The sequence below is a fragment of the Pseudomonas sp. TE3644 genome (genome assembly GCF_056278815.1).
Genome location: NZ_JBWBQF010000001.1, coordinates 6,827,401 through 6,850,719 on the forward strand (window position 1 = coordinate 6,827,401; position 23,319 = coordinate 6,850,719).

Annotated in this window: 20 protein-coding genes and 1 pseudogene; 16 read left to right on the forward strand and 5 right to left on the reverse strand. The window is 65.9% G+C overall.

Translation table 11 applies throughout. The features are described from left to right. Window positions 1-31: 31 nt before the first annotated feature. Complete coding sequence (locus ACZ9GA_RS30490) at window positions 32-937, reverse strand: energy transducer TonB (protein WP_457358473.1); 906 nt, start codon at window positions 935-937, stop codon at window positions 32-34. Between the two features lie 111 nt (window positions 938-1,048). Further along, complete coding sequence (gene gshB / locus ACZ9GA_RS30495) at window positions 1,049-2,002, reverse strand: glutathione synthase (RefSeq protein ID WP_457358471.1); 954 nt, start codon at window positions 2,000-2,002, stop codon at window positions 1,049-1,051. Between the two features lie 186 nt (window positions 2,003-2,188). Between gshB and pilG the strand changes: the two genes are divergently transcribed. From pilG to madM, 15 genes and pseudogenes are all read left to right on the forward strand, one after another. Then, complete coding sequence (gene pilG / locus ACZ9GA_RS30500) at window positions 2,189-2,587, forward strand: twitching motility response regulator PilG (protein WP_027980184.1); 399 nt, start codon at window positions 2,189-2,191, stop codon at window positions 2,585-2,587. Between the two features lie 21 nt (window positions 2,588-2,608). Then, window positions 2,609-2,974 carry a twitching motility response regulator PilH gene (gene pilH / locus ACZ9GA_RS30505; protein ID WP_027980185.1) on the forward strand — a complete coding sequence of 122 codons (366 nt, stop codon included), beginning with the start codon at window positions 2,609-2,611 and terminating at the stop codon, window positions 2,972-2,974. Window positions 2,975-2,983: 9 nt separating this feature from the next. Next, window positions 2,984-3,517 (forward strand): chemotaxis protein CheW, encoded by a 534-nt coding sequence (locus ACZ9GA_RS30510; RefSeq protein WP_457358469.1) that lies wholly within the window; start codon window positions 2,984-2,986, stop codon window positions 3,515-3,517. A gap of 30 nt (window positions 3,518-3,547) precedes the next feature. Next, entirely contained in the window at window positions 3,548-5,599 is a 2,052-nt protein-coding gene (locus ACZ9GA_RS30515) for a methyl-accepting chemotaxis protein (RefSeq protein ID WP_457358467.1), read from the forward strand. A gap of 26 nt (window positions 5,600-5,625) precedes the next feature. Further along, window positions 5,626-11,469 (forward strand): Hpt domain-containing protein, encoded by a 5,844-nt coding sequence (locus tag ACZ9GA_RS30520; RefSeq protein WP_457358465.1) that lies wholly within the window; start codon window positions 5,626-5,628, stop codon window positions 11,467-11,469. Further along, entirely contained in the window at window positions 11,462-11,917 is a 456-nt protein-coding gene (locus tag ACZ9GA_RS30525) for a chemotaxis protein CheW (protein ID WP_457358463.1), read from the forward strand. The genes ACZ9GA_RS30520 and ACZ9GA_RS30525 overlap by 8 nt, the downstream gene beginning before the upstream one ends. 209 nt (window positions 11,918-12,126) lie before the next feature. Then, window positions 12,127-13,803: a malonate decarboxylase subunit alpha gene (gene mdcA, locus ACZ9GA_RS30530; RefSeq protein ID WP_457358461.1), complete on the forward strand. Its 1,677-nt coding sequence runs from the start codon at window positions 12,127-12,129 to the stop codon at window positions 13,801-13,803. Further along, the gene (locus tag ACZ9GA_RS30535) at window positions 13,803-14,675 is read left to right on the forward strand and encodes a triphosphoribosyl-dephospho-CoA synthase (protein WP_457358459.1); all 873 of its coding nucleotides are present in this window, start codon (window positions 13,803-13,805) and stop codon (window positions 14,673-14,675) included. Before mdcA ends, ACZ9GA_RS30535 begins: the two co-directional genes overlap by 1 nt. Further along, window positions 14,675-14,974: a malonate decarboxylase subunit delta gene (locus ACZ9GA_RS30540; protein ID WP_457358457.1), complete on the forward strand. Its 300-nt coding sequence runs from the start codon at window positions 14,675-14,677 to the stop codon at window positions 14,972-14,974. The genes ACZ9GA_RS30535 and ACZ9GA_RS30540 overlap by 1 nt, the downstream gene beginning before the upstream one ends. Beyond that, window positions 14,967-15,710 (forward strand): annotated as a pseudogene (locus ACZ9GA_RS30545) (biotin-independent malonate decarboxylase subunit beta); the annotation flags it as partial. The gene ACZ9GA_RS30540 and the pseudogene ACZ9GA_RS30545, both read left to right, overlap by 8 nt. A gap of 90 nt (window positions 15,711-15,800) precedes the next feature. Next, window positions 15,801-16,571, forward strand: coding sequence for a biotin-independent malonate decarboxylase subunit gamma (gene mdcE, locus ACZ9GA_RS30550; RefSeq protein ID WP_457363617.1), 771 nt, complete (start codon window positions 15,801-15,803; stop codon window positions 16,569-16,571). After that, window positions 16,562-17,161: a malonate decarboxylase holo-ACP synthase gene (locus ACZ9GA_RS30555; RefSeq protein WP_457358456.1), complete on the forward strand. Its 600-nt coding sequence runs from the start codon at window positions 16,562-16,564 to the stop codon at window positions 17,159-17,161. Before mdcE ends, ACZ9GA_RS30555 begins: the two co-directional genes overlap by 10 nt. Beyond that, window positions 17,158-18,084: a malonate decarboxylase subunit epsilon gene (mdcH, locus tag ACZ9GA_RS30560; protein ID WP_457358454.1), complete on the forward strand. Its 927-nt coding sequence runs from the start codon at window positions 17,158-17,160 to the stop codon at window positions 18,082-18,084. Before ACZ9GA_RS30555 ends, mdcH begins: the two co-directional genes overlap by 4 nt. Window positions 18,085-18,199: 115 nt before the next feature. Further along, complete coding sequence (gene madL, locus ACZ9GA_RS30565; protein ID WP_027980196.1) at window positions 18,200-18,607, forward strand: malonate transporter subunit MadL; 408 nt, start codon at window positions 18,200-18,202, stop codon at window positions 18,605-18,607. 1 nt (window position 18,608) lies between these two features. Beyond that, window positions 18,609-19,376: a malonate transporter subunit MadM gene (gene madM, locus ACZ9GA_RS30570; protein WP_455923859.1), complete on the forward strand. Its 768-nt coding sequence runs from the start codon at window positions 18,609-18,611 to the stop codon at window positions 19,374-19,376. Window positions 19,377-19,469: 93 nt separating this feature from the next. Here madM and ACZ9GA_RS30575 read toward each other — a convergent pair whose 3' ends face one another. Then, on the reverse strand, window positions 19,470-20,384 hold the full coding sequence (locus ACZ9GA_RS30575; RefSeq protein WP_457358452.1) for a LysR family transcriptional regulator: 915 nt from the start codon (window positions 20,382-20,384) through the stop codon (window positions 19,470-19,472). Between the two features lie 65 nt (window positions 20,385-20,449). On the opposite strand from ACZ9GA_RS30575, the gene trhA reads away from it, so the two are divergent. Beyond that, a complete protein-coding gene (trhA, locus tag ACZ9GA_RS30580) occupies window positions 20,450-21,067 on the forward strand; it encodes a PAQR family membrane homeostasis protein TrhA (protein WP_416427321.1) in 618 nt (205 codons plus the stop codon). Here the strand turns inward: trhA and ACZ9GA_RS30585 are convergent. Together ACZ9GA_RS30585 and ACZ9GA_RS30590 are read right to left on the reverse strand one after the other, a co-directional pair. Beyond that, complete coding sequence (locus tag ACZ9GA_RS30585) at window positions 21,064-21,783, reverse strand: 16S rRNA (uracil(1498)-N(3))-methyltransferase (RefSeq protein WP_457358450.1); 720 nt, start codon at window positions 21,781-21,783, stop codon at window positions 21,064-21,066. The two genes, trhA and ACZ9GA_RS30585, sit on opposite strands and share 4 nt — an antisense overlap. A gap of 125 nt (window positions 21,784-21,908) precedes the next feature. Further along, entirely contained in the window at window positions 21,909-23,315 is a 1,407-nt protein-coding gene (locus ACZ9GA_RS30590; protein WP_457358448.1) for an adenosylmethionine--8-amino-7-oxononanoate transaminase, read from the reverse strand. Between the last annotated feature and the right edge of the window lie 4 nt (window positions 23,316-23,319).

Genomic DNA, 23,319 nt, shown 5'->3' on the forward strand with positions numbered 1-23,319 from the left:
CAAGCCGACATTCAAGACTGTTTCGTCGCCATCAATTACTGGAAAGACGGTCACCCTTGGCGAAGCGCCAGGTACGAATGATTTCCAGGCGATCGACGTCCGACAGGTCACCGGTGAACGGCGCGAACGGCGCGGCCAGGCGCACGATGCGCTGGGCGGCCTGGTCCAGCAGCGGCTGCCCGGAAGATTCCAGCACCAACACGTCGTACAGCGAGCCGTCGCTGTTGATCGACACCATCAGGCGCAGGCTGCCGTAGATCTGCTGGCGGCGTGCTTCCTCGGGGTAATTGAGGTTGCCGATGCGCTCGACCTTCTTGCGCCAGTCGTCTTTGTACCAGGCACCTTTGTCGTGCATGGTCGAGGCGGCTGTCAGGCGATGGATGCGCGGGCGCTTGGCATACAGTTGCTGCTCGTGGGCCAGCTCGGCTTCCAGGCTGGAAATCTCGCTGGACAGCTTGGTGCTGTCGAAATCGGGCGTGGCCTTTTTCGGCTGGGCTTCCTGCTTCACGGCGTCGCGGCGGGTGTCGACCTTCTGCGGCTTGGGCGCCACGGTGGTCACGGCCTTTTTCACTGGCGCAGTCTCGGGCTGCATCTGGGGCTTGGGCACCGGCGGCGGGGTCACCTTGTTGATCACGTTGTCCTGGAAGGGCGCCACTTCAGTGGTCTTGGGCAGCGCCTTCTTGTCCAGGGTACCGCTGCCCTGCTGGTTGTCCTGGGCCAGGTAGTCGGCCTTCTTCGGCGCCTTGGCGTCCTTGAAGGTGGACAGGGTGATCTCCAGGGTCTGGCGGATTTCCGCAGGCTTGACGATGGTGAAGCTCACGCCAAGGATCAACGCCAGGTGCAGCAGCGCGGCCACGAACAGGGTAAAGCCGAGCCTGTCCGCCGGTCGCACGGAAGCACGGGAATACTTGGCAGGGATGTCGGTTGCGGCAGTCATCGGTTATCCGGCAGTCGTGCGGCGCGGGGTTTTGTCCGGCAGCGCACGCCCAACAGCAAAAAATGGGCGTGCATCATAACGCACTGCGCGGAAAAACCCCTGTCTTGTCGCTCAGCGGGCCTTGAGCTTGCGATCGATGGCATCCATCAGCTGGCCGCCGATGTTGGTGCCGAACGCCGCGTCGATCTCGCGGATGCAGGTGGGGCTGGTGACGTTGATCTCGGTCAGGTGCTCACCGATCACGTCCAGGCCTACGAACAGCAGGCCCTTTTCACGCAGGGTGGGGCCTACCTGTTCGGCGATCCAGCGGTCCTTGTCGGTCAGCGGGCGGGCTTCGCCACGGCCACCGGCGGCCAGGTTGCCACGGGTCTCGCCGGCCGCCGGGATACGCGCCAGGCAGTAAGGCACCGGCTCGCCGTCGATCATCAGGATGCGCTTGTCGCCGTCCTTGATGGCCGGCAGGTAGGTTTGCGCCATGATCTGCTGGGTGCCGTTGGCGGTCAGGGTCTCGAGGATCACCGACAGGTTGGGGTCGCCCGGGCGATGACGGAAGATCGAGGTGCCGCCCATGCCGTCCAGCGGCTTGAGGATCACGTCGCCGTGCTCGGCGGCGAACTGGCGCAGGATGTCGGCACGGCGGCTGACCATGGTGGTGGGCGTCAAATGCGGGAACAGCGTGGCGAACATTTTCTCGTTGCAGTCACGCAGCGACTGCGGCTTGTTGACCACCAGTACGCCGTCGTTCTCTGCCTGTTCCAGCAGGTAAGTCGAGTAGACGAACTCCAGGTCGAACGGTGGATCCTTGCGCATCAGGATCACGTCCAGGTCGGCCAGCGGGGCATCGACCTCGGACTCGAATTCGAACCAGTGCTCGGGGTTGGCGAAGACTTTCAGCGGGCGCATGCGCGCGCGGGCCTTGCCACCGGCCTGGTACAGGTCCTGGATTTCCATGTGGAACAGGGTCCAGCCGCGCTCCTGGGCTGCCAGCAGCATGGCCAGCGAGCTGTCCTTTTTGTAGGAGATTTCGGCGATGGGGTCCATGACAATGCCGAGGCGTACGCTCATGGGAAGCTCCTTTGGACGGCTCGGGCCGCCGTAGACAGGTCTTGAAAAGTGGCGTCAGGGTGGCGCCGACAAGCCCCGGGGTCAAGGGGCTGGTGAATGGAATGCAGGGTGGTAGTGTGCTAAAAAGGCTTGTTAATGTGGGAGAAGGTTTCCCCGCCCGCTACTCAGGCCCCGAAGCAGATCCCTATGAAACAGCTCCCGACAGCGCTAAAAGTCATGGTGATCGATGATTCGAAGACGATTCGCCGCACGGCCCAGATGCTGCTCGAGAACGTCGGCTGCGAGGTCATCACGGCCACCGACGGCTTCGACGCACTGGCCAAGATCGCCGACAATCATCCACGTATCATCTTTGTCGATATCATGATGCCGCGCCTGGACGGTTACCAGACCTGTGCGCTGATCAAGAACAACAGCGCGTTCAAGGCCACCCCGGTGATCATGCTGTCGTCCCGCGACGGCCTGTTCGACAAGGCCCGCGGGCGCATCGTGGGTTCCGACCAGTTCCTGACCAAGCCCTTCAGCAAGGAAGAGCTGCTGGGGGCCATCAGGGCTCACGTACCGGGCTTCGCCGCCGCGCACTAATTAATGAAGATGGGGAACAGCATGGCTCGTATTCTGATCGTCGACGACTCGCCGACCGAAATGTACAAACTGGCCGGCATGCTCGAAAAGCATGGCCACGAAGTGCTCAAGGCCGAGAACGGCGCCGACGGCGTGGCCCTGGCGCGCCAGGAAAAGCCCGATGCGGTGCTGATGGACATCGTGATGCCTGGCCTCAACGGCTTCCAGGCCACCCGCCAGTTGCACAAGGACGCGGAAACCGCGCACATCAAGGTGATCATCATCACCACCAAAGACCAGGAAACCGACAAGGTGTGGGGCACCCGCCAGGGCGCCAAGGACTACCTGACCAAGCCGGTGGAAGAAGAAACCCTGATCAAGACCCTGAACGCCGTGCTGGCGGGCTGATAGCCGGCCATGGCGCAGACCGCCTTCGAACTGCTGCTGGATATCGACCAGCGCTGCCGCCGGATGGCCGCGCAGCTGCCGTCCCAGGAAAGCCGCCTGCAAAGCTGGAGTGGCATCGGTTTCCGCCTGGGCGAGCATTGGTACGTGGCGCCCATGGGCGAGGTGGCGGAAGTGCTGCACGAACCGCGCCTGAGCCGCGTGCCCGGCGTGCAGCCGTGGATGCTGGGCGTGGCCAACGTGCGTGGGCGGCTGCTGCCGGTGATGGACCTGTGCGGCCTGCTGGGCCATGACCTGCTGGCACCGCACAAGCACCGCCGGGTGCTGGTGCTGGACCGCGACGAATGGTTCGCCGGCCTGCTGGTGGATGAAGTGGGTGGCCTGCAGCACTTCCCGCTGCACAGCCTGGACCTGTCGGTGGCGGTCGATCTGCCGGCCGGAATGGCGCCTTTCGTCCACGGCCATTTCCAGCGCGACCAGGTATGGCACGTGTTCAGCCCCCTGGCGCTGGCCCAGTTGCCGAGGTTCATGAATGTGGCTCTCTGAAACGCTCCCAGTACAGGCGGGGGCCTGACCATGAACAAGGCAACCACCCCAGGCAAATCCACCCAGGCGTCGCGCAGCAGTGCGCAGATCGCCGGGCTGTTCGTGGCCCTGATCGTCTCGATCATGCTGCTGTTCGCCAATTTCGCCTACCTCAACACCCAGTCCAACTACGACAAGCAGTACATCGGCAACGCCGGCGAACTGCGAGTGCTGTCGCAGAACATCGCCAAGAACGCCACTGAAGCGGCGTCGGGCAAACCCCAGGCGTTCAAGCTGCTAGCCGAGGCGCGCAACGACTTCGACCGTCGTTGGGGCTTGCTCAAGTCCGGCGATACCAGCACCGGCCTGCCGCCGGCGCCGGCTGCGGTGCATCAGGAAATGCGCCTGGTGCAGCGCGACTGGGAAAGCCTGCGCAAGAACACTGACGCCATCCTGGCCAGCGAGCAGACGGTGCTGTCCCTGCACCAGGTGGCCGCCACCCTGGGTGAGACCGTGCCGCAGTTGCAGGTGGAATACGAAAAGGTCGTGGAGATTTTGCTGCTGCGCGGCGCCCCTGCCAGCCAGGTGGCCGTGGCCCAGCGCCAGTCGCTGTTGGCCGAGCGTATTCTGGGCTCGGTGAATACCGTGCTGTCGGGTGACGAAACCGCCGCCGCGGCCGCCGAGTCGTTCGGCCGCGACGCCAACCGTTTTGGCCAGGTGCTGCGCGGCATGCTCGACGGCGACGCCAGCATCCACATCAGCCAGGTACAGGACGCCGACGCCCGGGCGCGGCTGAGGGAAATTTCCGAGCTGTTCGAGTTCGTCTCCGGCTCCGTGGATGAAATCCTCGAAACCTCGCCGCAGCTGTTCCAGGTGCGCGAGTCCTCGACCAATATCTTCACCCTGTCGCAGACCCTGCTGGATGAAGCCTCGCACCTGGCCACCAGCTTCGAGAACCTGGCCGGGTCACGCACCCTGGATACCGTGGGCGGCTACGTGCTGGGCCTGCTGGCGCTGGGCTCGATCATTTTGATCGGCCTGGTGATGGTGCGCGAGACCAACCGCCAGCTTCGCGAAACCGCGCAGAAGAACGAGCGCAACCAGGCGGCGATCATGCGCCTGCTGGACGAAATCGAAGACCTGGCCGATGGCGACCTGACGGTCACCGCTTCGGTCACCGAAGAGTTCACCGGCACCATCGCCGACTCCATCAACTATTCCATCGACCAGCTGCGCGACCTGGTGGCCACCATCAACCTCACCGCCGAGGAAGTGGCCGCCGCCGTGCAGGACACCCAGGCCAGCGCCCGCCAGTTGGCGCGTGCCTCGGAGATGCAGGCGCAGCAGATCAGCGAAGCGTCCATGGCCATCAGCGACATGGCCGAGTCCATCGACCGGGTGTCCACCAACGCCTGGGAATCGGCCAAGGTGGCCGAGCGCTCGGTGGCCATCGCCAGCAAGGGCAGCGAGGTGGTGCACAACACCATTCGCGGCATGGACAACATTCGCGAGCAGATTCAGGACACCTCCAAACGCATCAAGCGTCTGGGCGAGTCTTCCCAGGAAATCGGCGACATAGTTAGCCTGATCGATGACATTGCCGACCAGACCAATATCCTGGCGCTCAACGCCGCGATCCAGGCGTCCATGGCCGGTGAGGCCGGGCGCGGCTTTGCCGTGGTGGCGGATGAGGTGCAGCGGCTGGCCGAGCGCTCGTCGTCGGCTACCCGCCAGATCGAGATGCTGGTGCGCGCGATTCAGGCCGACACCAATGAAGCGGTCATCTCCATGGAGCAGACTACTTTCGAGGTGGTGCGCGGCGCCCGCCTGGCCCATGACGCCGGCGTAGCGCTGGAAGAGATCGAGGGCGTGTCGGAAGACCTGGCAGCGTTGATCCAGACCATTTCCGCCGCCGCCCAGCAGCAGACCAGCTCGGCCGGGCAGATTTCCCACACCATGTCGGTTATCCAGCAGATCACTGAACAAACCTCGTCCGGCACCACCACCACGGCCGAGAGCATCGGCAACCTGGCACAGATGGCCAGCGAGATGCGCCGGTCGGTGTCCGGGTTCACCTTGCCCAAGGCTCGGGAGCCGAGCTGAGTTGACGCATCACCAGGGGACGCGAGATGGCTGACCGGCACGATTACGTGGCGCTGGAATGGGTCAAGGGCGAAATCGTCGAGACCCTCAAGCAGGCGCGCTCGGCCCTGGAGGCCTTCGTTGCCGAACCCCATGCCGGTGAGGCCATGGGCCGCTGCCTGGGCTACCTGCACCAGGTGCACGGCAGCCTGCAGATGGTCGAGTTCTACGGTGCGGCGCTGTTCGCCGAAGAAATCGAACACTTGGGCCGCGCCCTGGCCCACGGCCGCGTCACCCAGCAGGCCGAAGCCGTGAAGTGGCTGCTGCAAGCCTTTACCCAATTACCCCTTTACCTGGACCAGGTGCACCTGGCCCGTCGTGATTTACCCTTGGTGGTACTGCCCTTGATCAACGATTTACGCAACGCCCGTGGCGCCACGCCGCTGGCGGAGACCAGCCTGTTTGGCGTCGAACTGCCCACCCCCGAGGCCCTGGACGTCAACGAACTGGCCCAGATCGACACCCCGCAACTGCCCGAGGTGCTGCGCAAGCTGCGGCAAAGCCTGCAACAGGCGCTGGTGGGGTTGATGCGTGATCAGGATGTGCCGCTGCACCTGGGGCAGATGGCGCGGGTGTTCGGCCGCCTGGAAACCGTGGCCGAAGGCGCGCCGCTCAGCCCGTTGTGGCAGGTGGCCTCGGCGCTGGTTGAGGGCTTGCAGACCGGCGCGGTGGCCCACAGCCCGGCGCTCAACAGCCTGCTCAAGGACTGCGACCGCGAACTGCGGCGCTTGCTGGACGACGGCGTGGTGGGCATCAATCAGCCCGCACCGCCGCAATTGCTCAAAGGCCTGCTGTTCTACGTCGCCACGGCGCAGGGGCAGTCGCCACGCCTGCAAGCGCTGCGCGAAGCCTATGAGCTGGGCGAGCCGCCCGCGCCGGGGCATTCGCTGGCCCAGCAACAGGCCCACCTGGTGGTGCCTGACCCCGACGCGCTGCGTTCGGTGGTCAGTGCCTTGTGCGAGGAGTTGGTGCGGGTCAAGGAACAGCTCGACCAGTTCGTGCGCAGCGATCGCCAGCAGGTCGGCCTGCTCGAAGGCCTGGTGCCGTCCCTGCGCCAGGTCACCGATACCCTGGCGGTGCTGGGCTTCGGCCAGCCGCGCAAGGTGATTCTCGATCAGATGGCCGTGGTCCATGGCCTGGCCCAGGGCATCCGCGAGCCCAGCGACTCGGTGTTGATGGACGTGGCCGGGGCGCTGCTGTACGTGGAGTCCACCCTGGCCGGCATGGTCGGCCCCGACGAGCCTGTGCGCGCGGATGAAAGCCGCCTGCCCAGCACCGATCTCACCCAGATCCACCAACTAGTGATCAAGGAAGCGCGTTTCGGCCTGCAACAGGCCAAGGACATGATCAGCGAATACCTGGAGTCGGCAGGTGCCCGCGAGCGCCTGCAACCCTTGCCTGAGCTGCTGACCCAGGTGCGTGGCGCCTTGGCGATGATCCCGCTGACCCGCGCCGCCGGCCTGCTGGAAACCTGCAATCACTACATCAAGGCCCACCTGCTGGTGGAGCCGCAGCAGCCAGAAGCACCGCAGCTGGACAACCTGGCCGATGCCCTGACTGCCATCGAGTATTACCTGGAACGCCTGAGCGAAGACCCCCAGGCCCCCGGCGATCGCCTGCTGGACGTGGCCGAGGAAGGCCTGGCGGCGCTGGGCTACTTGCCGCAGATGGCGGATGTGCCGGTGCTGGAAGACGTGCTCAGCCCCACCGAAGCACTGGTGATGCGCGACCTGCAGCCGCTGGATAACGCCCAGGTCAAACGCTCGCTGGCCGGTGTGCTGGCCAGCCCCGTGCCGGTGTTCAACCCGCCGGCGCAATCGGCGCCAGCCAGCCTGTTGCCGCCCCCGGCGGACGAAGCGCCAGTGGACGAAGAGCTGCGTGAAGTGTTCCTGGAGGAAGCCGAAGAAGTACTGCAGGTACTGCGCGAGTACCTGCCACGGTGGGTCCGGGACAGCAGTGACCAGCGCTCGCTGGGGGAGCTGCGGCGCGCGTTCCACACCCTCAAGGGCAGTGGCCGTATGGTGCGCGCACTGGTGCTGGGCGAGCTCGCCTGGGCCTGCGAAAACCTGCTCAACCGCGTGCTGGACCGCAGCGTCGCCGACGTGGCTGCCGTGGCACAGGTGCTCGATCAGGTGGTGCAGCTGATGCCTGGCCTGGTCGAGGAGTTCGCCGCCGCTGGCCAGCATCAGCGCGACGACGTCGATCAGTTGGCCGCTGCTGCCCATCAGCTGGCCAGCGAGATGAGCGACGATACCGGCCTGGACCCACAGTTGCTGGACATCTTCCGCAATGAGGCCCTGGGCCACCTGACCACCATCGAGCTGTTCCTGGCCTCGGCCCGGACCCAGGTCGATGACGGCTTGCAACGTGCCATGCACACCCTCAAGGGCAGCGCCTACATGGCCGGTGTGCTGCCGATGGCCGAACTGGCCAGCCCGTTCGATGCCCTGACCCGCGAATACAAGGCGCATGAGCTGCCCCTGGAGGCCAGCGACCTGAGCCTGATGGTGCGCGGCGTAGTCTGCTGGCATTTGGGCCTGGCGCAGTTGGCCAGCACGCCGTTGGCGGCCATTCCCAACGCCGCTGTCCTGGCCCGCGAGGTTGTCGCGCGCCTGCAACAGCGCCTGGGCTCGCAACCTGAAGCGGCCCCGGCCCAGCGCGATGCCCAGGCCACCCAGGCCTTCCTGATGCTGGCCATGGACATCCTCTACGACGCCGAATCCCTGCTCAAGCAGTGGCGCCAGCAGCCTGGCAGCCGCCTGGAGCTGGAGCGCCTGCTGGACGAACTGACCCGCATGGGCGAGGGCGCGCAACTGGCCGACCTGCCGGCCGTGGACGACCTGTGCGAAGCGCTGCTGGATGTGTACGGCGCCGTCGAGGAAAGCAGCCTCACCGCCAACGACGCTTTCTTTGACGAGGCCGAGCACGCCCATGATGCGTTGATCGACATGCTCGACCAGGTGGCCGCCGGCCAAGCGCCGGACCCGCAACCGGCACGCATCCAGGCGCTGCACCAATTGCTGGAGCAGGGCCTGGCCCCCGATGCCATGGGCCATGTGGGCCAGGGCGGCATTACCGAGCTGGCGACCCTGACCGACCACTTGCAGGCCCAGGCCAGCGAGCTGCCGGGCGTGGACGATGATGTCATTGCCTTCTTCCTTGACGAGGCCGTCGACATCCTGGAAAGCGCCGACCAGGCCTTGCAGCGCTGGTTGGTCGACCCGGACAACCTGGCCCCGCTGTCCTCGTTGCAGCGCGACCTGCACACCCTCAAGGGTGGCGCGCGCATGGCCAATGTCCCCGCCGTCGACGACCTGGCCCAGGAGCTGGAGCTGGTCTACGAGGCGCTGGGCAAGCGCCGTCAGCGCTTCAGCGAACCGTTGGCGACCCTGCTGCTCGACTGCCATGAGCAACTGGCGACCATGCTCGAACAGTTGCAGCGCGGCCAGGCCGCTGGCAGCGCCGAGGACCTGGCCCAGGCGCTGATCGAAGCGCGGCAGGCCGTGGCGCCGGTGGAGCCCGAAGCGCCAACGGCAGCCAGCGGCGATAACGAACTGCTGGAAGTGTTCCTGGAAGAGGGCTTCGACATTGTCGAAAGCTCTGGCGCGGCCTTGCAGCGCTGGCAGGCCGACCCGCGCAACAGCCTGGAAATCGAAAACCTGCTGCGTGACCTGCACACCCTCAAGGGCGGTGCGCGCATGGTCGAGATCGCCCCCATCGGCGACCTGGCCCACGAACTGGAATTCCTCTACGAAAACCTGTCCGCCGGGGTGCTGGCGCCCAGCCCGCCGTTGTTCAGCCTGCTGCAGAACGGCCATGACCGCCTGGCGCACATGCTCGACGCCGTGCGCTTGCGCCACCCGGTGCAGGCCGATCCCGTACTGATCGCAGCCATTCGCGGCTTTGTCAGCCCGGTCGCCGCCACGCCGCAGCCCGAGCGTGCGGTACTGCTGCCCGAGCAGCCCGTGGCGGCGCCGGAGCGCGTGCCGGGGGACATGGTCAAGGTGGCCGCCGAGGTGCTGGAAGACCTGGGCAACCTGGCCGGCGAGACGTCGATCTTCCGCGGCCGCATCGAGCAGCAGGTCAACGATGCACAGGTGGCCCTCAACGAGATGGAAACCACCATCGAGCGCATGCGCGAGCAGTTGCGCCGCCTCGACACCGAGACCCAGGGCCGCATCCTCAGCCGCCAGCACGCCGACAGCGAACGCCAGGGCTACGAGGATTTCGACCCGCTGGAAATGGACCGCCACTCCCAGTTGCAGCAACTGTCGCGGGCGCTGTTCGAGTCGGCGTCCGACTTGCTTGATCTGCAGGAGACCCTGGCCGCTCGCAACCACGAAGCGCACAAACTGTTGCAGTTGCAGGCCCGGGTGAATACCGAGCTGCAGGAAGGCCTGATGCGCACCCGCATGGTGCCCTTCGAACGCATGGTGCCGCGCCTGCAACGCCTGGTGCGCCAGGTGGCCGGTGAGCTGGGCAAGCAGGTCGAGTTCGACGTCACCAACGCCGAGGGCGAGCTGGACCGCAGCGTTCTGGAACGCATGCTGGCGCCGCTGGAGCACATGCTGCGCAACGCCATCGACCATGGCCTTGAGCCTACCGAGGTGCGCCTGGCCAAGGGCAAGCCGGCCCAGGGGCGTATCACCCTGAACCTGCTGCACGAGGGTGGCGACATCGTCATCGAGCTCAGTGACGACGGTGCCGGCGTGCCGCTGGAAGCGGTGCGGGCCAAGGCCATCAAGCGTGGGTTGATCGAGGTCGACAGCGTGGTCAGCGATCACGATGTGCTGCAATTCATCCTGCAGCCCGGCTTCTCCACGGCCGCCAAGGTCACGCAGATTTCCGGGCGGGGCCTGGGCATGGACGTGGTGCATGAAGAGGTCAAGCAACTGGGCGGCTCGATGATCATCGATTCGCGGGCGGGGCAGGGCGCGCGCTTCCAGATCCGCCTGCCGTTCAGCGTGTCGGTGAACCGGGCGCTGATGGTGCAGTGCGCCGACGAGGTCTACGCGCTGCCGCTCAATGGCCTGGAAGGCATCGTGCGGGTACTGCCCGCCGAGCTGGAAGAGTATTACCACATGGACCCGCCGCGGTATCACTACGGCGGCCAGAGCTATGACCTGCGCTACCTGGGCGATCTGCTGTACAACAGCCCACGGCCCCAGCTGCTGGGCCAGACCCAGCCGCTGCCGTTGCTGCTGATCCATGGCCAGGATTACCAGATGGCGGTGCAGGTGGACGCCCTGGACGGCTCGCGGGAAATCGTGGTCAAAAGCCTGGGGCCGCAGTTCGCCGGGGTGCAGGGCCTGTCCGGCGCGACCATTCTGGGCGATGGCCGGGTGGTGTTGATTCTCGACCTGCTGGCCCAGGTGCGCGCAGCCCATGTCCGGCAGATGCAGCAATTGCCCGCCCGTGCACAGCCGCCGTTGCCGCTTGTGGAACTGCCGCAAAGCCGGGCGCGGTTGGTGATGGTGGTGGACGACTCGGTCACTGTGCGCAAGGTCACCAGCCGCCTGCTGGAGCGCCATGGCATGACCGTGCTGACCGCCAAGGACGGTGTCGACGCCATGGCCCTGTTGCAGGATCACATCCCGGACGTGCTGCTGCTCGACATCGAGATGCCGCGCATGGACGGCTTCGAAGTGGCCACCGAAATCCGTCACGACCCGCGCCTCAAAGACCTGCCAATCATCATGATCACCTCGCGCACCGGGCAGAAGCACCGCGAGCGGGCCATGGCCATTGGCGTCAACGACTACCTGGGCAAGCCGTATCAGGAATCGGTGCTGCTCGACAGCATCGCCCAGTGGAGCCGCAGCCATGCTTGACCGCGCCATCGGCCGTCGCACCACCTTGACCGCATTGCTGCTGCCGTTGTCGGACCGCACCCTGGTGCTACCCAACGTCGCCGTGGCCGAGCTGATTGGCTACCAGTTCGGCCAGCCGGCGCCTGATCGTCCCGCCTGGCACCTGGGGCATATCACCTGGCGCAACCAGTTGCTGCCGCTGGTCAGCTTCGAAGCAGCCTGCGGCGCGCCGCTGGTGATGGGCGAACAGGCGCGCATCGTGGTGCTCAATGCCTTGGGGGATAGCCCGTTGCGCTTTATCGGGTTGTTGATTCAGGGCGTGCCGCGCTCGTGCCGGTTGGACAGCCAATTGAGCTATGTGGATGTGCCGTTGGCGGGGTTGGAGGTTGCTGCGGTGCAAGTGGGCGAACAGGTCGCCAAAGTCCCCGATCTGGTGGGTATCGAACGCCTCCTGGACGCCACCACCTAACGTAGCCGCTGCCGCCAGGCTGCGCTGGCCCGCATTCCAACGCACATTTCCCTGGCGTACCCGAAGGCCAGCGCAGCCTGCGGCAGCGGCTACGGGTTGTTCCCTCGGTTTCCGTTACCCTCAGGGTAACGGTTCATCTGGCAGCTTGATTGATACCCCCGCCCCACCGGCCTAATGTCTGTCCACGACATCCCCGCCGTGGAGGCCCCATGACAACGACAATCACCCCCGAGCCACAGTGGACGCGGCGGCGCAGCGAGAAGCAGCGGCGCATCGAGCAGGTGCGCGCCCTGGCCGATGATGTGGTGCTGCCTACCGACGGCATCGTCGCCGCGCTGGAAGCGCTGCTGATGCCCGGCGACCGGGTGGTGCTGGAAGGCAACAACCAGAAGCAGGCCGATTTCCTCTCGCGCTCCCTGGCCCAGGTCGACCCCGGCAAGCTCCACGACCTGCACATGATCATGCCCAGCGTCGGTCGCCCCGAGCACCTCGACCTGTTTGAGAAGGGCATCGCCCGCAAGCTCGACTTTTCCTTTGCCGGCACCCAAAGCCTGCGCATCAGCCAGTTGCTGGAAGACGGCCTGCTGGAAATCGGCGCCATCCACACCTACATCGAACTCTACTCGCGGCTGGTGGTGGACCTGATCCCCAACGTGGTGCTGTCCGCCGGCTTCATGGCCGACCGCCAGGGCAATATCTACACCGGCGCCAGTACCGAAGACAGCCCGGCGCTGATCGAGCCGGCCGCCTTCAGCGACGGTATCGTCATCGTCCAGGTCAACCAGTTGGTCGACGACGTCAGCGACCTACCACGGGTGGACATTCCCGCCAGTTGGGTGGACTTCGTGGTGGTGGCCGACCGGCCGTTCTACATCGAGCCGCTGTTCACCCGCGACCCGCGCCACATCAAGCCGGTGCACGTACTGATGGCGATGATGGCCATCCGTGGCATCTACGAAAAACACAACGTGCAGTCGCTCAACCATGGCATCGGCTTCAATACCGCCGCCATCGAACTGATCCTGCCCACCTACGGTGAGTCCCTGGGCCTGAAGGGCAAGATCTGCCGCAACTGGACGCTCAACCCCCATCCCACGCTGATCCCGGCCATCGAAAGCGGCTGGGTGCAGAGCGTGCATTGCTTCGGCACCGAACTGGGCATGGAAAACTACATCGCCGCCCGCCCGGATGTGTTCTTCACCGGCCGCGACGGCTCCATGCGCTCCAACCGCATGTTCTGCCAACTGGCGGGGCAGTACGCGGTGGACCTGTTTATCGGCGCTACCTTGCAGGTGGACGGCGACGGTCATTCCTCCACGGTTACCCGTGGCCGCCTGGCCGGTTTCGGCGGTGCACCGAACATGGGCCACGACCCGCGGGGCCGTCGCCACGGCACCCCGGCCTGGCTGGACATGCGCCGCCCCGGCGCCGATGAAACCAGCACCCTGCTCGAACGCGGGCAGAAGCTGGTGGTGCAGATGGTTGAGACCTTCCAGGAAGGCGGCAAACCCACCTTCGTCGAAACCCTGGACGCGGTGGAGGTGGCGAAGAAAACCGGCATGCCGCTGGCACCGATCATGATCTACGGCGACGACGTCACCCACCTGCTGACCGAAGAAGGCATCGCCTACCTGTACAAGGCGCGCTCGCTGGAGGAACGCCAGGCCATGATCGCCGCCGTGGCCGGGGTCACCGCCATCGGCCTGCGTCACAACCCCAAGGACACCGAGCGCATGCGCCGTGAAGGCCTGATCGCCCTGCCCGAAGACCTGGGCATCCGCCGCACCGACGCCACCCGCGAGTGGCTGGCGGCCAAGAGCATCGCCGACCTGGTGGAATGGTCCGGCGGCCTCTACAACCCCCCTGCCAAATTCAGGAGCTGGTGATGCACGCATTGATCGCGCAACCCAAGCCGCTCACCCTGGCCGAGCAACTGGCGGACCTGGCCGTGGACGCGCTGATCGACGAAGCCGACCTGTCGCCCAAGCCGGCGCTGGTCGACCGTCGTGGCAGTGGTGCCCATACAGATCTGCACCTGGGGCTGATGCATGCCTCGGCGCTGTCGCTGTGGCCAGCGTTCCAGGCCATGGCCGAGTCAGCGCTGCAAGCTGGCCACGTCAACCTGGCCCTGCGCGAAGCCCTGGGGCAACACGGGCGCGACGGCGAAACCGACATGCTGCGCACTACCGCTGGGGTGAACACCCATCGCGGGGCGATCTGGGCCCTGGGCCTGTTGGTGGCGGCCGCCGCCTTGGCGCCCGACAACCTGGCATCCGCCGCCATAGCTGAACGGGCTGGCGCCCTGGCGCGCCTGCCTGACCGCCTGGCCCCACAACCCATGAGCCACGGCCGCGTGGTGCAACAGCGCTACGGCGCCGGCGGTGCCCGCGCCGAAGCCCAGGCCGGCTTCCCGACCGTCGTCGACCACGCCCTGCCGCAACTGCGCGCCAGCCGCCTGGCCGGGCACGGCGAGCAGAACGCCCGGCTGGATGCGCTGCTGGCAATCATGGCCACCCTGGCCGATACCTGCGTGCTCTACCGCGCCGGCCCCGAAGGCCTGACGGCCATGCAACAGGGCGCGCAAGCCGTGCTGGCCGCCGGCGGCAGCGCCACCCTGGCCGGTCGGCGCCGCCTGTACGCCCTCGACCAGCAACTGCTGGCCCTCAACGCCTCGCCCGGTGGCGCCGCCGACCTGCTGGCCGCCTGCCTGTTCATCGATCGCCTGGAACGTGGCGAGCATTCACGGAGCCTTGCCTGATGGAAACCCTGTCTTTTCAATTCCCCGCCGGGCAACCGGCCCGTGGCCGCGCCCTGGCGGGCTGTGTCGGTTCGGGCGACCTGGAAGTGCTGCTCGAACCCGGCCAGGCCGGCACCCTGGCGATCCAGGTGGTGACCTCGGTCAACGGCGCCGCCCAGCGCTGGGAGCAACTGTTCGTGCGCATGTTCAGCGGCCAGACACTGCCAGCCCTGCGCATCGACATCAATGATTTCGGCGCCACCCCCGGCGTGGTACGCCTGCGCCTGGAGCAGGCCCTGGAGGAGATCGGCCATGACTGATACCGCACGCCTGCTGCAACAACACAGCTTCATCGAACTGGGCGCCCGGCAACGTGCCAAGGCCTTGCTGGATGCGGGCAGCTTTCGCGAACTGATCGACCCCTTCCAGCGCGTCATGTCGCCGTGGCTGGCGCGGCAGAACGTAGTGCCCCAGGCGGACGATGGCGTGATCATCGCCAAGGGCACCCTGGCCGGACAGCCGGTGGTGCTGGCCGCGATCGAAGGTGCATTTCAGGGCGGCAGCCTGGGTGAAGTCGGCGGGGCAAAGATTGCCGGTGCCCTGGAGCTTGCCGCCCAGGACAATCGTAACGGCATCCCCACTGCTGCGATCCTGCTGCTGGAAACGGGCGGGGTACGGTTGCAGGAAGCCAACCTCGGGCTGGCAGCCATTGCCGACATTCACGCGGCCATTGTCGACCTGCGCCAGTACCAGCCGGTGGTGGGTGTGATTGCCGGTAGCGTGGGTTGCTTTGGCGGCATGTCGATCGCTGCCGGTTTGTGCAGCCACCTGATCGTCACCCGCGAAGCGCGACTGGGCCTCAATGGGCCGCAAGTGATCGAGCAGGAAGCGGGGATTGCCGAATATGACTCTCGCGACCGCCCCTTCATCTGGAGTGTGAGTGGAGGCGAGCAGCGTTTTGCGACCGGGCTGGTAGATGCCTATGTGCGCGATGACGTAGCTGAAATCGTCGCCAACGTGGGTGCCTGCCTGCAGCAAGACGTGCCCCCCAACCCGCCTCGCCGCGCCCCTGTGGGACCGGGCGAAGCTCGGGAAGCAGACACCTCATTCCCAAGCCCTGTCACACACCAAGGATCGCGTCGCGGGTTGAATTGGTTCCAGGCACTGACCCGCGAAGCCACCCCTGTAGCCGGCCTGCCAGCCTCCATCCTGGCCGCCGACACCGCCACCACCCGCTTCATCGCCGTCATCCCCGACCCCGCCAACCCCTTCCCCCGCGCCCGCCAGGGCGAGGTGGGCCTGCTGGAAGGCTGGGGCCTGGCCAAGGCCGTGGATGAAGTGATCCAGGCCGATCATGCGGCAATCACCAAACGCAACATCATCGCCATCGTCGACGTCCCCAGCCAAGCCTACGGCCGCCGCGAAGAAGAGCAGGGCATCCACCAGGCCCTGGCCGCCGCCGCCGATGCCTACGCCCGTGCACGCCTGGCCGGCCACCGCGTGGTCGCGCTGCTGGTGGGCAAGGCCATGTCCGGCGCCTTCCTGGCCCACGGCTACCAGGCTAACCGCCTGATCGCCCTGCGCGACCCCGGTGTGCAGGTGCACGCCATGGGCAAGGCCTCGGCGGCGCGGGTTACCCAGCGCAGCGTCGAGGCCCTGGAAACCCTGGCCGCCAGCGTGCCGCCCATGGCCTATGACATCGACAGCTACGCCAGCCTTGGGCTGTTGTGGGAAACCCTGTCGGTGGCGCAGGTCGAGCAGCCCAGTGCCGATGATGTGAGCCGCGTGCAAGCCTGCCTGGCCCAGGCGCTGGCCGATATCGGCGCGGATGATCGCGACCTGTCGAGCCGCCGCGGCGCTGCCAACCGCGCGGCCTCGGCAAAGGTTCGTCAACTGCTGCGCGAGCAATGGCAGTGATACGCCCTCACGATCTGCTGTGGGGCCTGACGCCTGCCATGCTGCCGGCCGATGCCCCGGCGTGGGTGGCCTCGGCGCTGGCGGATGGGCAGCCGGTGGTGGTGCGGCGTGCGCAGGTGGCTGCCGGGCAGGTGGCCGTGGGCGTGCGCGGCATTCGTCGCGATCAGCGCTATGGCACCTGCATGCCGGTGGCTGCGATCAGCCGCCAGGTCAGCCCGGAAGCCTTGACCCATTGCACCGGCCAGGGTGATTGGCCGGCCTTGCAGGCGCTGTATCGCCTGCGCGGCAAACTCGATGCCTTCGGTCTGGTGTGGGGCGTCAGTGGCAGCGCCGGGTTCGAGCTGGCCAGCGGCTTTGCTGCCTTGCACGCGGGCAGTGATCTGGACTTGATCCTGCGCACTCCCGCGCCGCTGTCCCGGGAGGCCGCGCGTGAATTACTAAGCCTGCTGGAGCCTGGCGTGGATATGCAATTGCAGACCCCCAGCGGTGCAGTGGCCCTGCGTGAATGGGCGGGCGAGAGCCGCAAGGTGCTGCTCAAGGCAGCCGATGGCGCACGTCTGGTGAACGATCCCTGGGGCGTCGCAGCATGAGTACGCTACTGGCGTTCCCCGGCCAGGGCGCCCAGCAGGCGGGCATGCTGCATGCGCTGCCCCAACATCCGCTGGTACAGGCCTGCCTGGATGAAGCGAGCGCGGTGCTGGGCCAATCGGTGCTGGAACTGGATACCGCGCAGGCCCTCAGCGATACCCGCGCCGTGCAGCTTTGCCTGCTGGTGGCAGGTGTTGCCTGTGCACGCCTGCTGCTCAGTGACGGCCCGACACCGGATTATGTCGCGGGGCTGTCCATCGGCGCCTATCCCGCCGCCGTGGTGGCGGGTGCCTTGGGCTTCGACGATGCCGTGCGCCTGGTGGCGTTGCGCGGCCAGCTGATGCAGGCGGCTTATCCACAAGGCTATGGCATGACCGCCATCGTCGGCCTGGACCTGGGCCGCGTCGAGCAGTTGCTGGCTGAGGCTGAGGGCCCGGTGTACCTGGCCAACATCAACGCCGACAACCAGGTAGTGATTGCCGGCAGCCATGCCGCCATGGCCGCCGTGGCCAAGCGAGCCCGTAGCGAAGGCGCAGGGTTGGCCAAGCCCCTGGCGGTCAGCGTGCCGTCCCATTGCCCGCTGCTGCAGGTGCCTGCCGAGCAACTGGCCGAAGCCTTCGCCAGCGTGTCGCTGCAACCGCCGAAGGTCTGCTACCTGAGCAGCACTACCGCGCGGCCCGTGATGGAGGTGGACAAACTGCGCGACGACCTGGCCTTCAACATGTGCCGCATCGTCGACTGGCGGGCCTTGGCCAGCACGGCGTTCGAGCGTGGCGTGCGCCTGCAGATCGAAATGCCCCCTGGCAGCGTGCTGACCGGGCTGGGCCGTCGCGCCTTTCCCGAGGGCACCCTGATCGCCTGGCAGGGCGCCCGTCTGGATACCCTCCACACCCTGATGCAGGAGCAAGCCCATGCACGGCCGTAGCCGCTGCCGATAGGCTGCGCTGGCCCTTACGTACACCCGAGCAATCGGCGTTGGAATACCGCCCAGCGCAGCCTGGCGGCAGCGGCTACAAAAACAATAACCGAGGACAACAATAATGATTATTTACGGTGTGGCATTGCTGGCTATCTGCACGCTGGCAGGGGTGATCACGGGCGACATGCTCGGGGTGCTGCTGGGCGTCAAATCCAACGTGGGCGGGGTGGGCATCGCCATGATCCTGCTGATCTGCGCCCGCCTGTACATGGGCAAGCACGGCGGCCTGAGCAAGGATTGCGAGATGGGCGTCGGTTTCTGGGGCGCCCTGTACATCCCCGTGGTGGTGGCCATGGCGGCCCAGCAGAACGTGGTTACCGCCTTGCATGGCGGCCCGGTGGCGGTGATCGCCGCCATCGGCTCGGTGTTGATCTGCGGTTGCACCATCGCCCTGATCAGCCGCACCCACAAGGGCGAGCCGCTGCCGCCCGAAGTGCCCGAAGCGGTCCTGCCAGCAGGAGCGCACTGATATGTGGAACCTTATCGAACACGCGCTGGAAGCCAACGGCCTGGTCACCGCCTTCGCCTTCGTCGGGGTGGTGATGTGGGTGTCGGTGCAACTGTCCAAGCGCCTCACCTTCGGCCGCGTGCATGGCTCGGCGTTCGCCATTGTCATCGGCCTGGTGCTGGCCTGGGTGGGCGGCACCCTGACTGGCGGGCAAAAGGGGCTGGCCGATCTGTCGCTGTTTTCCGGCATCGGCCTGATGGGCGGGGCCATGCTGCGCGACTTCGCCATCGTCGCCACGGCGTTCGAGGTGCAGGCCACCGAGGCGCGCAAGGCCGGTTTCATCGGTGCGTTCTCGTTGCTGCTGGGCACCTTGCTGCCGTTCATCCTCGGCTGCTGCGTGGCCTGGGTGTTCGGCTATCGCGATGCGGTGAGCATGACCACCATCGGCGCCGGGGCGGTGACCTACATCGTCGGGCCGGTGACCGGGGCGGCGATCGGCGCCAGCTCCGATGTGGTGGCGCTGTCGATTGCCACGGGGCTGATCAAAGCGATTCTGGTGATGGTGGGCACGCCCATGGCGGCACGCTGGATGGGCCTGGACAACCCGCGGTCGGCGATGGTGTTTGGTGGGCTGGCGGGGACGGTGAGTGGGGTGACGGCGGGGCTGGCGGCGACGGATCGGCGGTTGGTGCCTTATGGGGCATTGACGGCTACGTTCCACACCGGGCTTGGCTGCTTGTTGGGGCCTTCGGTGTTGTACTTGGCGGTGCGCGCAATCGTCGGCCTGTAGCCGCTGCCGCCAGGCTGCGCTGGCCTGCGTGAACCCTGAAGATCTCCAGCGTAAACGAGGGCCAGCGCAGCCTGGCGGCAGCGGCTACGGGCGTTATCTCAATTTGTTGGTGTACATGCGGCACTCGGCCAGCAACGCCAGCAGGTTGGGGTCGCGTTCCTTAGCCTTGAGGAACACCACGCCAATGTGCTGTTGCAGGTGATAGCGCGCCTGCAACGGCACCAGGCGTACGCGGTTCTCATACACTGCGGCCACCCGCCCCGGCAGCAGGGCGTAGCCTACCCCCGAGCTGACCATGCTCAGCAGCGTGAAAATGTCGTTCACCTGCATCGCCACCTTCGGCTCGAACCCCGCCTGACGAAACACCCGCGCACCATCCTGATGGGTAGCAAACCCCTGGGTCAGGGTGATGAAGGTATCCTCGCGCAGATCGGCCAGGTCCACTTCGCTGTGCCCCGCGAACGGTGAATCCGCTGGGGTGGCCAGGAAGATATCGTCGGAAAACAGCGGCAATTGCTCGCAGTCCGGATCGCTCACGGTCTCGTCCAGCGACACCAGTATCGCGTCCACTTCCATGTTCTTGAGCTTGTACAACAGGTCGATGTTGGAGCCCAGGATCAGGTCGATGTTCAGCTCGCTGCGGCGCAGCTTGAGGCCCATGATCAGCTGCGGCACGGTTTTCACCGTCAGCGAATACAGTGAACCCAGGCGGAAGCGCTCCGCCGAGAACCCCGCCGCCTCACGGGTCAGGCGCACGGCGCCAAGCACGTCCTGCACCAGCTTCTGCGCGTGCTCTTCCAGCACGTAGGCACTTTCCAGCGGCGTCAGGTTGCGCCCCTCATGCTTGAACAGCGGGCAGCGCAGGGCGCTTTCCAACGAATGAATGGCGCGGTGCACGCTGACGTTGCTGGTGTCCAACTCCGCCGCCGCGCGCCCCAGATTGCCGGTGCGCATGAAGGCCAGGAAGATTTCCAGCTTCTTCAACGTCAACTCTTCATCGATCAACATCACACTGGCTCTGTTAGGGTAGGGGCGGGATTGCATTCCAATCGAGACCAAGGAGAAACGACTGCATGTATCACGGCGAAAGGTTCAACGCCTGGACACACCTGGTCGGTGCTGTGCTGGCTTCCATCGGAGCTGTCTGGATGCTGGTGCTGGCAAGTTTTCAGGGCGATGTGTGGAAGATCGTCAGCATGGCGATCTACGGGGTCACCCTGGTGATTCTGTACAGCGCTTCGACGGTTTACCACAGCGTGCGGGGGCGCGCGAAGGTGATCATGCAAAAGGTCGATCATTTTTCGATCTATCTGCTGATCGCAGGAAGCTACACGCCGTTCTGCCTGGTGACCCTGCGCGGGCCATGGGGCTGGACGCTGTTCGGTATTGTGTGGGGGCTGGCGGTGATCGGCATGCTGCAAGAGATCAAGCCGCGCTCGGAGGCGCGGGTGCTGTCGATCGTGATTTACGCGGTAATGGGCTGGATCGTGCTGGTGGCGGTCAAGCCGCTGCTCGCCACCCTGGGCACGGCTGGCTTTGCCTGGCTGGCCACGGGCGGCGTGCTGTACACCGTGGGCATCATCTTTTTTGCCTACGACCAGCGCTTCCGCCACTGGCACGGCATCTGGCATCTGTTTGTGATTGCCGGGAGCCTGCTGCACTTCGTGGCGGTGTTCTTCTACGTGCTTTAGAAATCGCCCCACAGCTGCTGCGCCACGGCCAGCGCCACCACCGGCGCGGTCTCGGTGCGCAGCACGCGTGGGCCCAGGCGGGCGCTGTGGAAGCCGGCGGCCTGGGCCTGGCTGACTTCGGCGTCCGACAGGCCGCCTTCGGGGCCGATCAGAAAGGCCAGGGTGGCGGGCTTGGCATGGCTCACCAGTGGCTCGGCCACCGGGTGCAGCACCAGCTTGAGCTCGGCGTCGCAGGCCTTAAGCCATTCGCTCATCAGCAGCGGTGGGTGAATCACCGGCACCGTGGAGCGGCCGCATTGCTCGCAGGCACTGACGGCGATCTGCTGCCAGTGGGCCTGGCGCTTCTCGGCGCGCTCGTCTTTCAGACGCACTTCGCAGCGCTCGCTGATGATCGGGGTGATTTCGCTCACACCCAGTTCGGTGGCCTTCTGGATGGCCCAGTCCATGCGTTCGCCACGGGACAAGCCTTGGCCCAGATGAATCTTGAGGCTGGATTCGGGCTGACCGGCGAAGGCTTCGTCCAGTTGCACGCGCACGCGCTTTTTGCCTACTTCCAGCAGGGCACCACGGTATTCCTGGCCCGAGCCGTCGAACAGCTGCACGGCATCGCCTTCGGCCATGCGCAGCACGCGGCCGATGTAGTGGGCCTGGGCCTCGGGCAGTTCGTGCTCGCCCAGGCTGAGGGGGGCATCGATGTAAAAGCGGGAGAGTCTCATGGGGTGTCTCGAATCGGGGCTTCGCAATATCCGTAGCAGCTGCCGAAGGCTGCGTCCGCAGGCAACCCGGTGTTGCGTCGGGACGCAGCCTGCGGCAGCTGCTACGGGGTCGTAGGGTGTGGCGGTTAGCCCGGGTCGCGGAAGTCGGGGTGGAAGTCGCTCGGCACGGCCACGCTGACGCTGGTGCGGGTGGCGATGTCGATGCCTTCGCTGGCCACTTCGGCCAAAAAGTCGATCTGCTCCGGGGTGATGATGTACGGCGGCAGGAAGTACACCACGCTGCCCAGCGGGCGCAGCAGGGCGCCACGGCTCAGGGCGTGGTTGAACACCTGCAGGCCACGACGCTCCTGCCAGGGGTAGGCAGCTTTGGTGGCCTTGTCCTGGACCATCTCGATGGCCAGTACCATGCCGGTCTGGCGGATCTCCGAGACATGGGCGTGGTCGGCCAGGTGCGCGGTGGCGCTGGCCATGCGCGCTGCCAGGGCCTTGTTGTTCTCTACCACGTTGTCCTGTTCGAAGATGTCCAGGGTGGCCAGGGCCGCTGCGCACGCCAGTGGGTTGCCGGTGTAGCTGTGCGAGTGCAGGAAGGCGCGCAGGGTGGGGTAGTCGTCGTAGAACGCGCTGTACACATCATCCGTGGTCACGCAGGCCGCCAGGGGCAGGTAGCCGCCGGTCAGGGCCTTGGACAGGCACAGGAAGTCCGGGCGGATGCCAGCCTGCTCGCAGGCGAACATCGTGCCGGTGCGGCCGAACCCCACGGCGATTTCGTCGTGGATCAGGTGCACGTTGTAGCGGTCGCACGCCTCGCGCAGCAGCTTGAGGTACACCGGGTGGTACATGCGCATGCCGCCAGCGCCCTGGATCAGCGGCTCGACGATCACGGCGGCGACGCTGTCATGGTGCTCGGCCAGGGTCTGCTCCATGGCCTGGAACATGAAGCGCGAGTGCTCTTCCCAGCTCATGCCTTCGGGGCGCAGATAGCAGTCGGGGCTTGGCACCTTGATAGTGTCCAGCAGCAACGGCTTGTAGGTCTCGGTGAACAGCGGCACGTCGCCCACGGCCATGGCGGCGATGGTTTCGCCATGGTAGCTGTTGGTCAGGGTGACGAAGCGCTTCTTGTTTGGCTGGCCACGGTTGACCCAGTAGTGGAAGCTCATTTTCAGCGCCACTTCGATGCAGGACGAACCATTGTCGGCGTAGAACACCCGGTTCAGCCCTTCCGGTGTCATCTTCACCAGGCGCTCGGACAACTCGATCACCGGCTGGTGACTGAAGCCGGCGAGAATCACGTGCTCCAGTTGGTCGACCTGGTCCTTGATGCGCTGGTTGATGCGCGGGTTGGCGTGGCCAAACACGTTGACCCACCAGGAACTGACGGCGTCCAGGTAGCGCTTGCCTTCGAAGTCTTCCAGCCAGATGCCTTCACCGCGCTTGATCGGGATCAGCGGCAGTTGTTCGTGATCTTTCATTTGGGTGCAGGGGTGCCACAGGACCGCGAGGTCGCGTTGCATCCACTGGTTGTTGAGGCCCATTTTC

Excerpts from the sequence above, each read along its gene's own strand:
- trhA (WP_416427321.1), top strand. The coding sequence starts at position 20,450 with ATGTATCACGGCGAAAGGTTCAACGCCTGGACACACCTGGTCGGTGCT.
- ACZ9GA_RS30535 (WP_457358459.1), top strand. The coding sequence starts at position 13,803 with ATGCACGCATTGATCGCGCAACCCAAGCCGCTCACCCTGGCCGAGCAA.
- mdcA (WP_457358461.1), top strand. The coding sequence starts at position 12,127 with ATGACAACGACAATCACCCCCGAGCCACAGTGGACGCGGCGGCGCAGC.
- mdcH (WP_457358454.1), top strand. The coding sequence starts at position 17,158 with ATGAGTACGCTACTGGCGTTCCCCGGCCAGGGCGCCCAGCAGGCGGGC.
- ACZ9GA_RS30510 (WP_457358469.1), top strand. The coding sequence starts at position 2,984 with ATGGCGCAGACCGCCTTCGAACTGCTGCTGGATATCGACCAGCGCTGC.
- madM (WP_455923859.1), top strand. The coding sequence starts at position 18,609 with ATGTGGAACCTTATCGAACACGCGCTGGAAGCCAACGGCCTGGTCACC.
- ACZ9GA_RS30585 (WP_457358450.1), bottom strand. The coding sequence starts at position 21,783 with ATGAGACTCTCCCGCTTTTACATCGATGCCCCCCTCAGCCTGGGCGAG.
- ACZ9GA_RS30590 (WP_457358448.1), bottom strand. The coding sequence starts at position 23,315 with ATGGGCCTCAACAACCAGTGGATGCAACGCGACCTCGCGGTCCTGTGG.
- ACZ9GA_RS30520 (WP_457358465.1), top strand. The coding sequence starts at position 5,626 with ATGGCTGACCGGCACGATTACGTGGCGCTGGAATGGGTCAAGGGCGAA.
- ACZ9GA_RS30490 (WP_457358473.1), bottom strand. The coding sequence starts at position 937 with ATGACTGCCGCAACCGACATCCCTGCCAAGTATTCCCGTGCTTCCGTG.
- ACZ9GA_RS30555 (WP_457358456.1), top strand. The coding sequence starts at position 16,562 with ATGGCAGTGATACGCCCTCACGATCTGCTGTGGGGCCTGACGCCTGCC.
- ACZ9GA_RS30575 (WP_457358452.1), bottom strand. The coding sequence starts at position 20,384 with ATGTTGATCGATGAAGAGTTGACGTTGAAGAAGCTGGAAATCTTCCTG.
- ACZ9GA_RS30540 (WP_457358457.1), top strand. The coding sequence starts at position 14,675 with ATGGAAACCCTGTCTTTTCAATTCCCCGCCGGGCAACCGGCCCGTGGC.
- gshB (WP_457358471.1), bottom strand. The coding sequence starts at position 2,002 with ATGAGCGTACGCCTCGGCATTGTCATGGACCCCATCGCCGAAATCTCC.
- ACZ9GA_RS30525 (WP_457358463.1), top strand. The coding sequence starts at position 11,462 with ATGCTTGACCGCGCCATCGGCCGTCGCACCACCTTGACCGCATTGCTG.
- pilG (WP_027980184.1), top strand. The coding sequence starts at position 2,189 with ATGAAACAGCTCCCGACAGCGCTAAAAGTCATGGTGATCGATGATTCG.
- ACZ9GA_RS30515 (WP_457358467.1), top strand. The coding sequence starts at position 3,548 with ATGAACAAGGCAACCACCCCAGGCAAATCCACCCAGGCGTCGCGCAGC.
- madL (WP_027980196.1), top strand. The coding sequence starts at position 18,200 with ATGATTATTTACGGTGTGGCATTGCTGGCTATCTGCACGCTGGCAGGG.
- pilH (WP_027980185.1), top strand. The coding sequence starts at position 2,609 with ATGGCTCGTATTCTGATCGTCGACGACTCGCCGACCGAAATGTACAAA.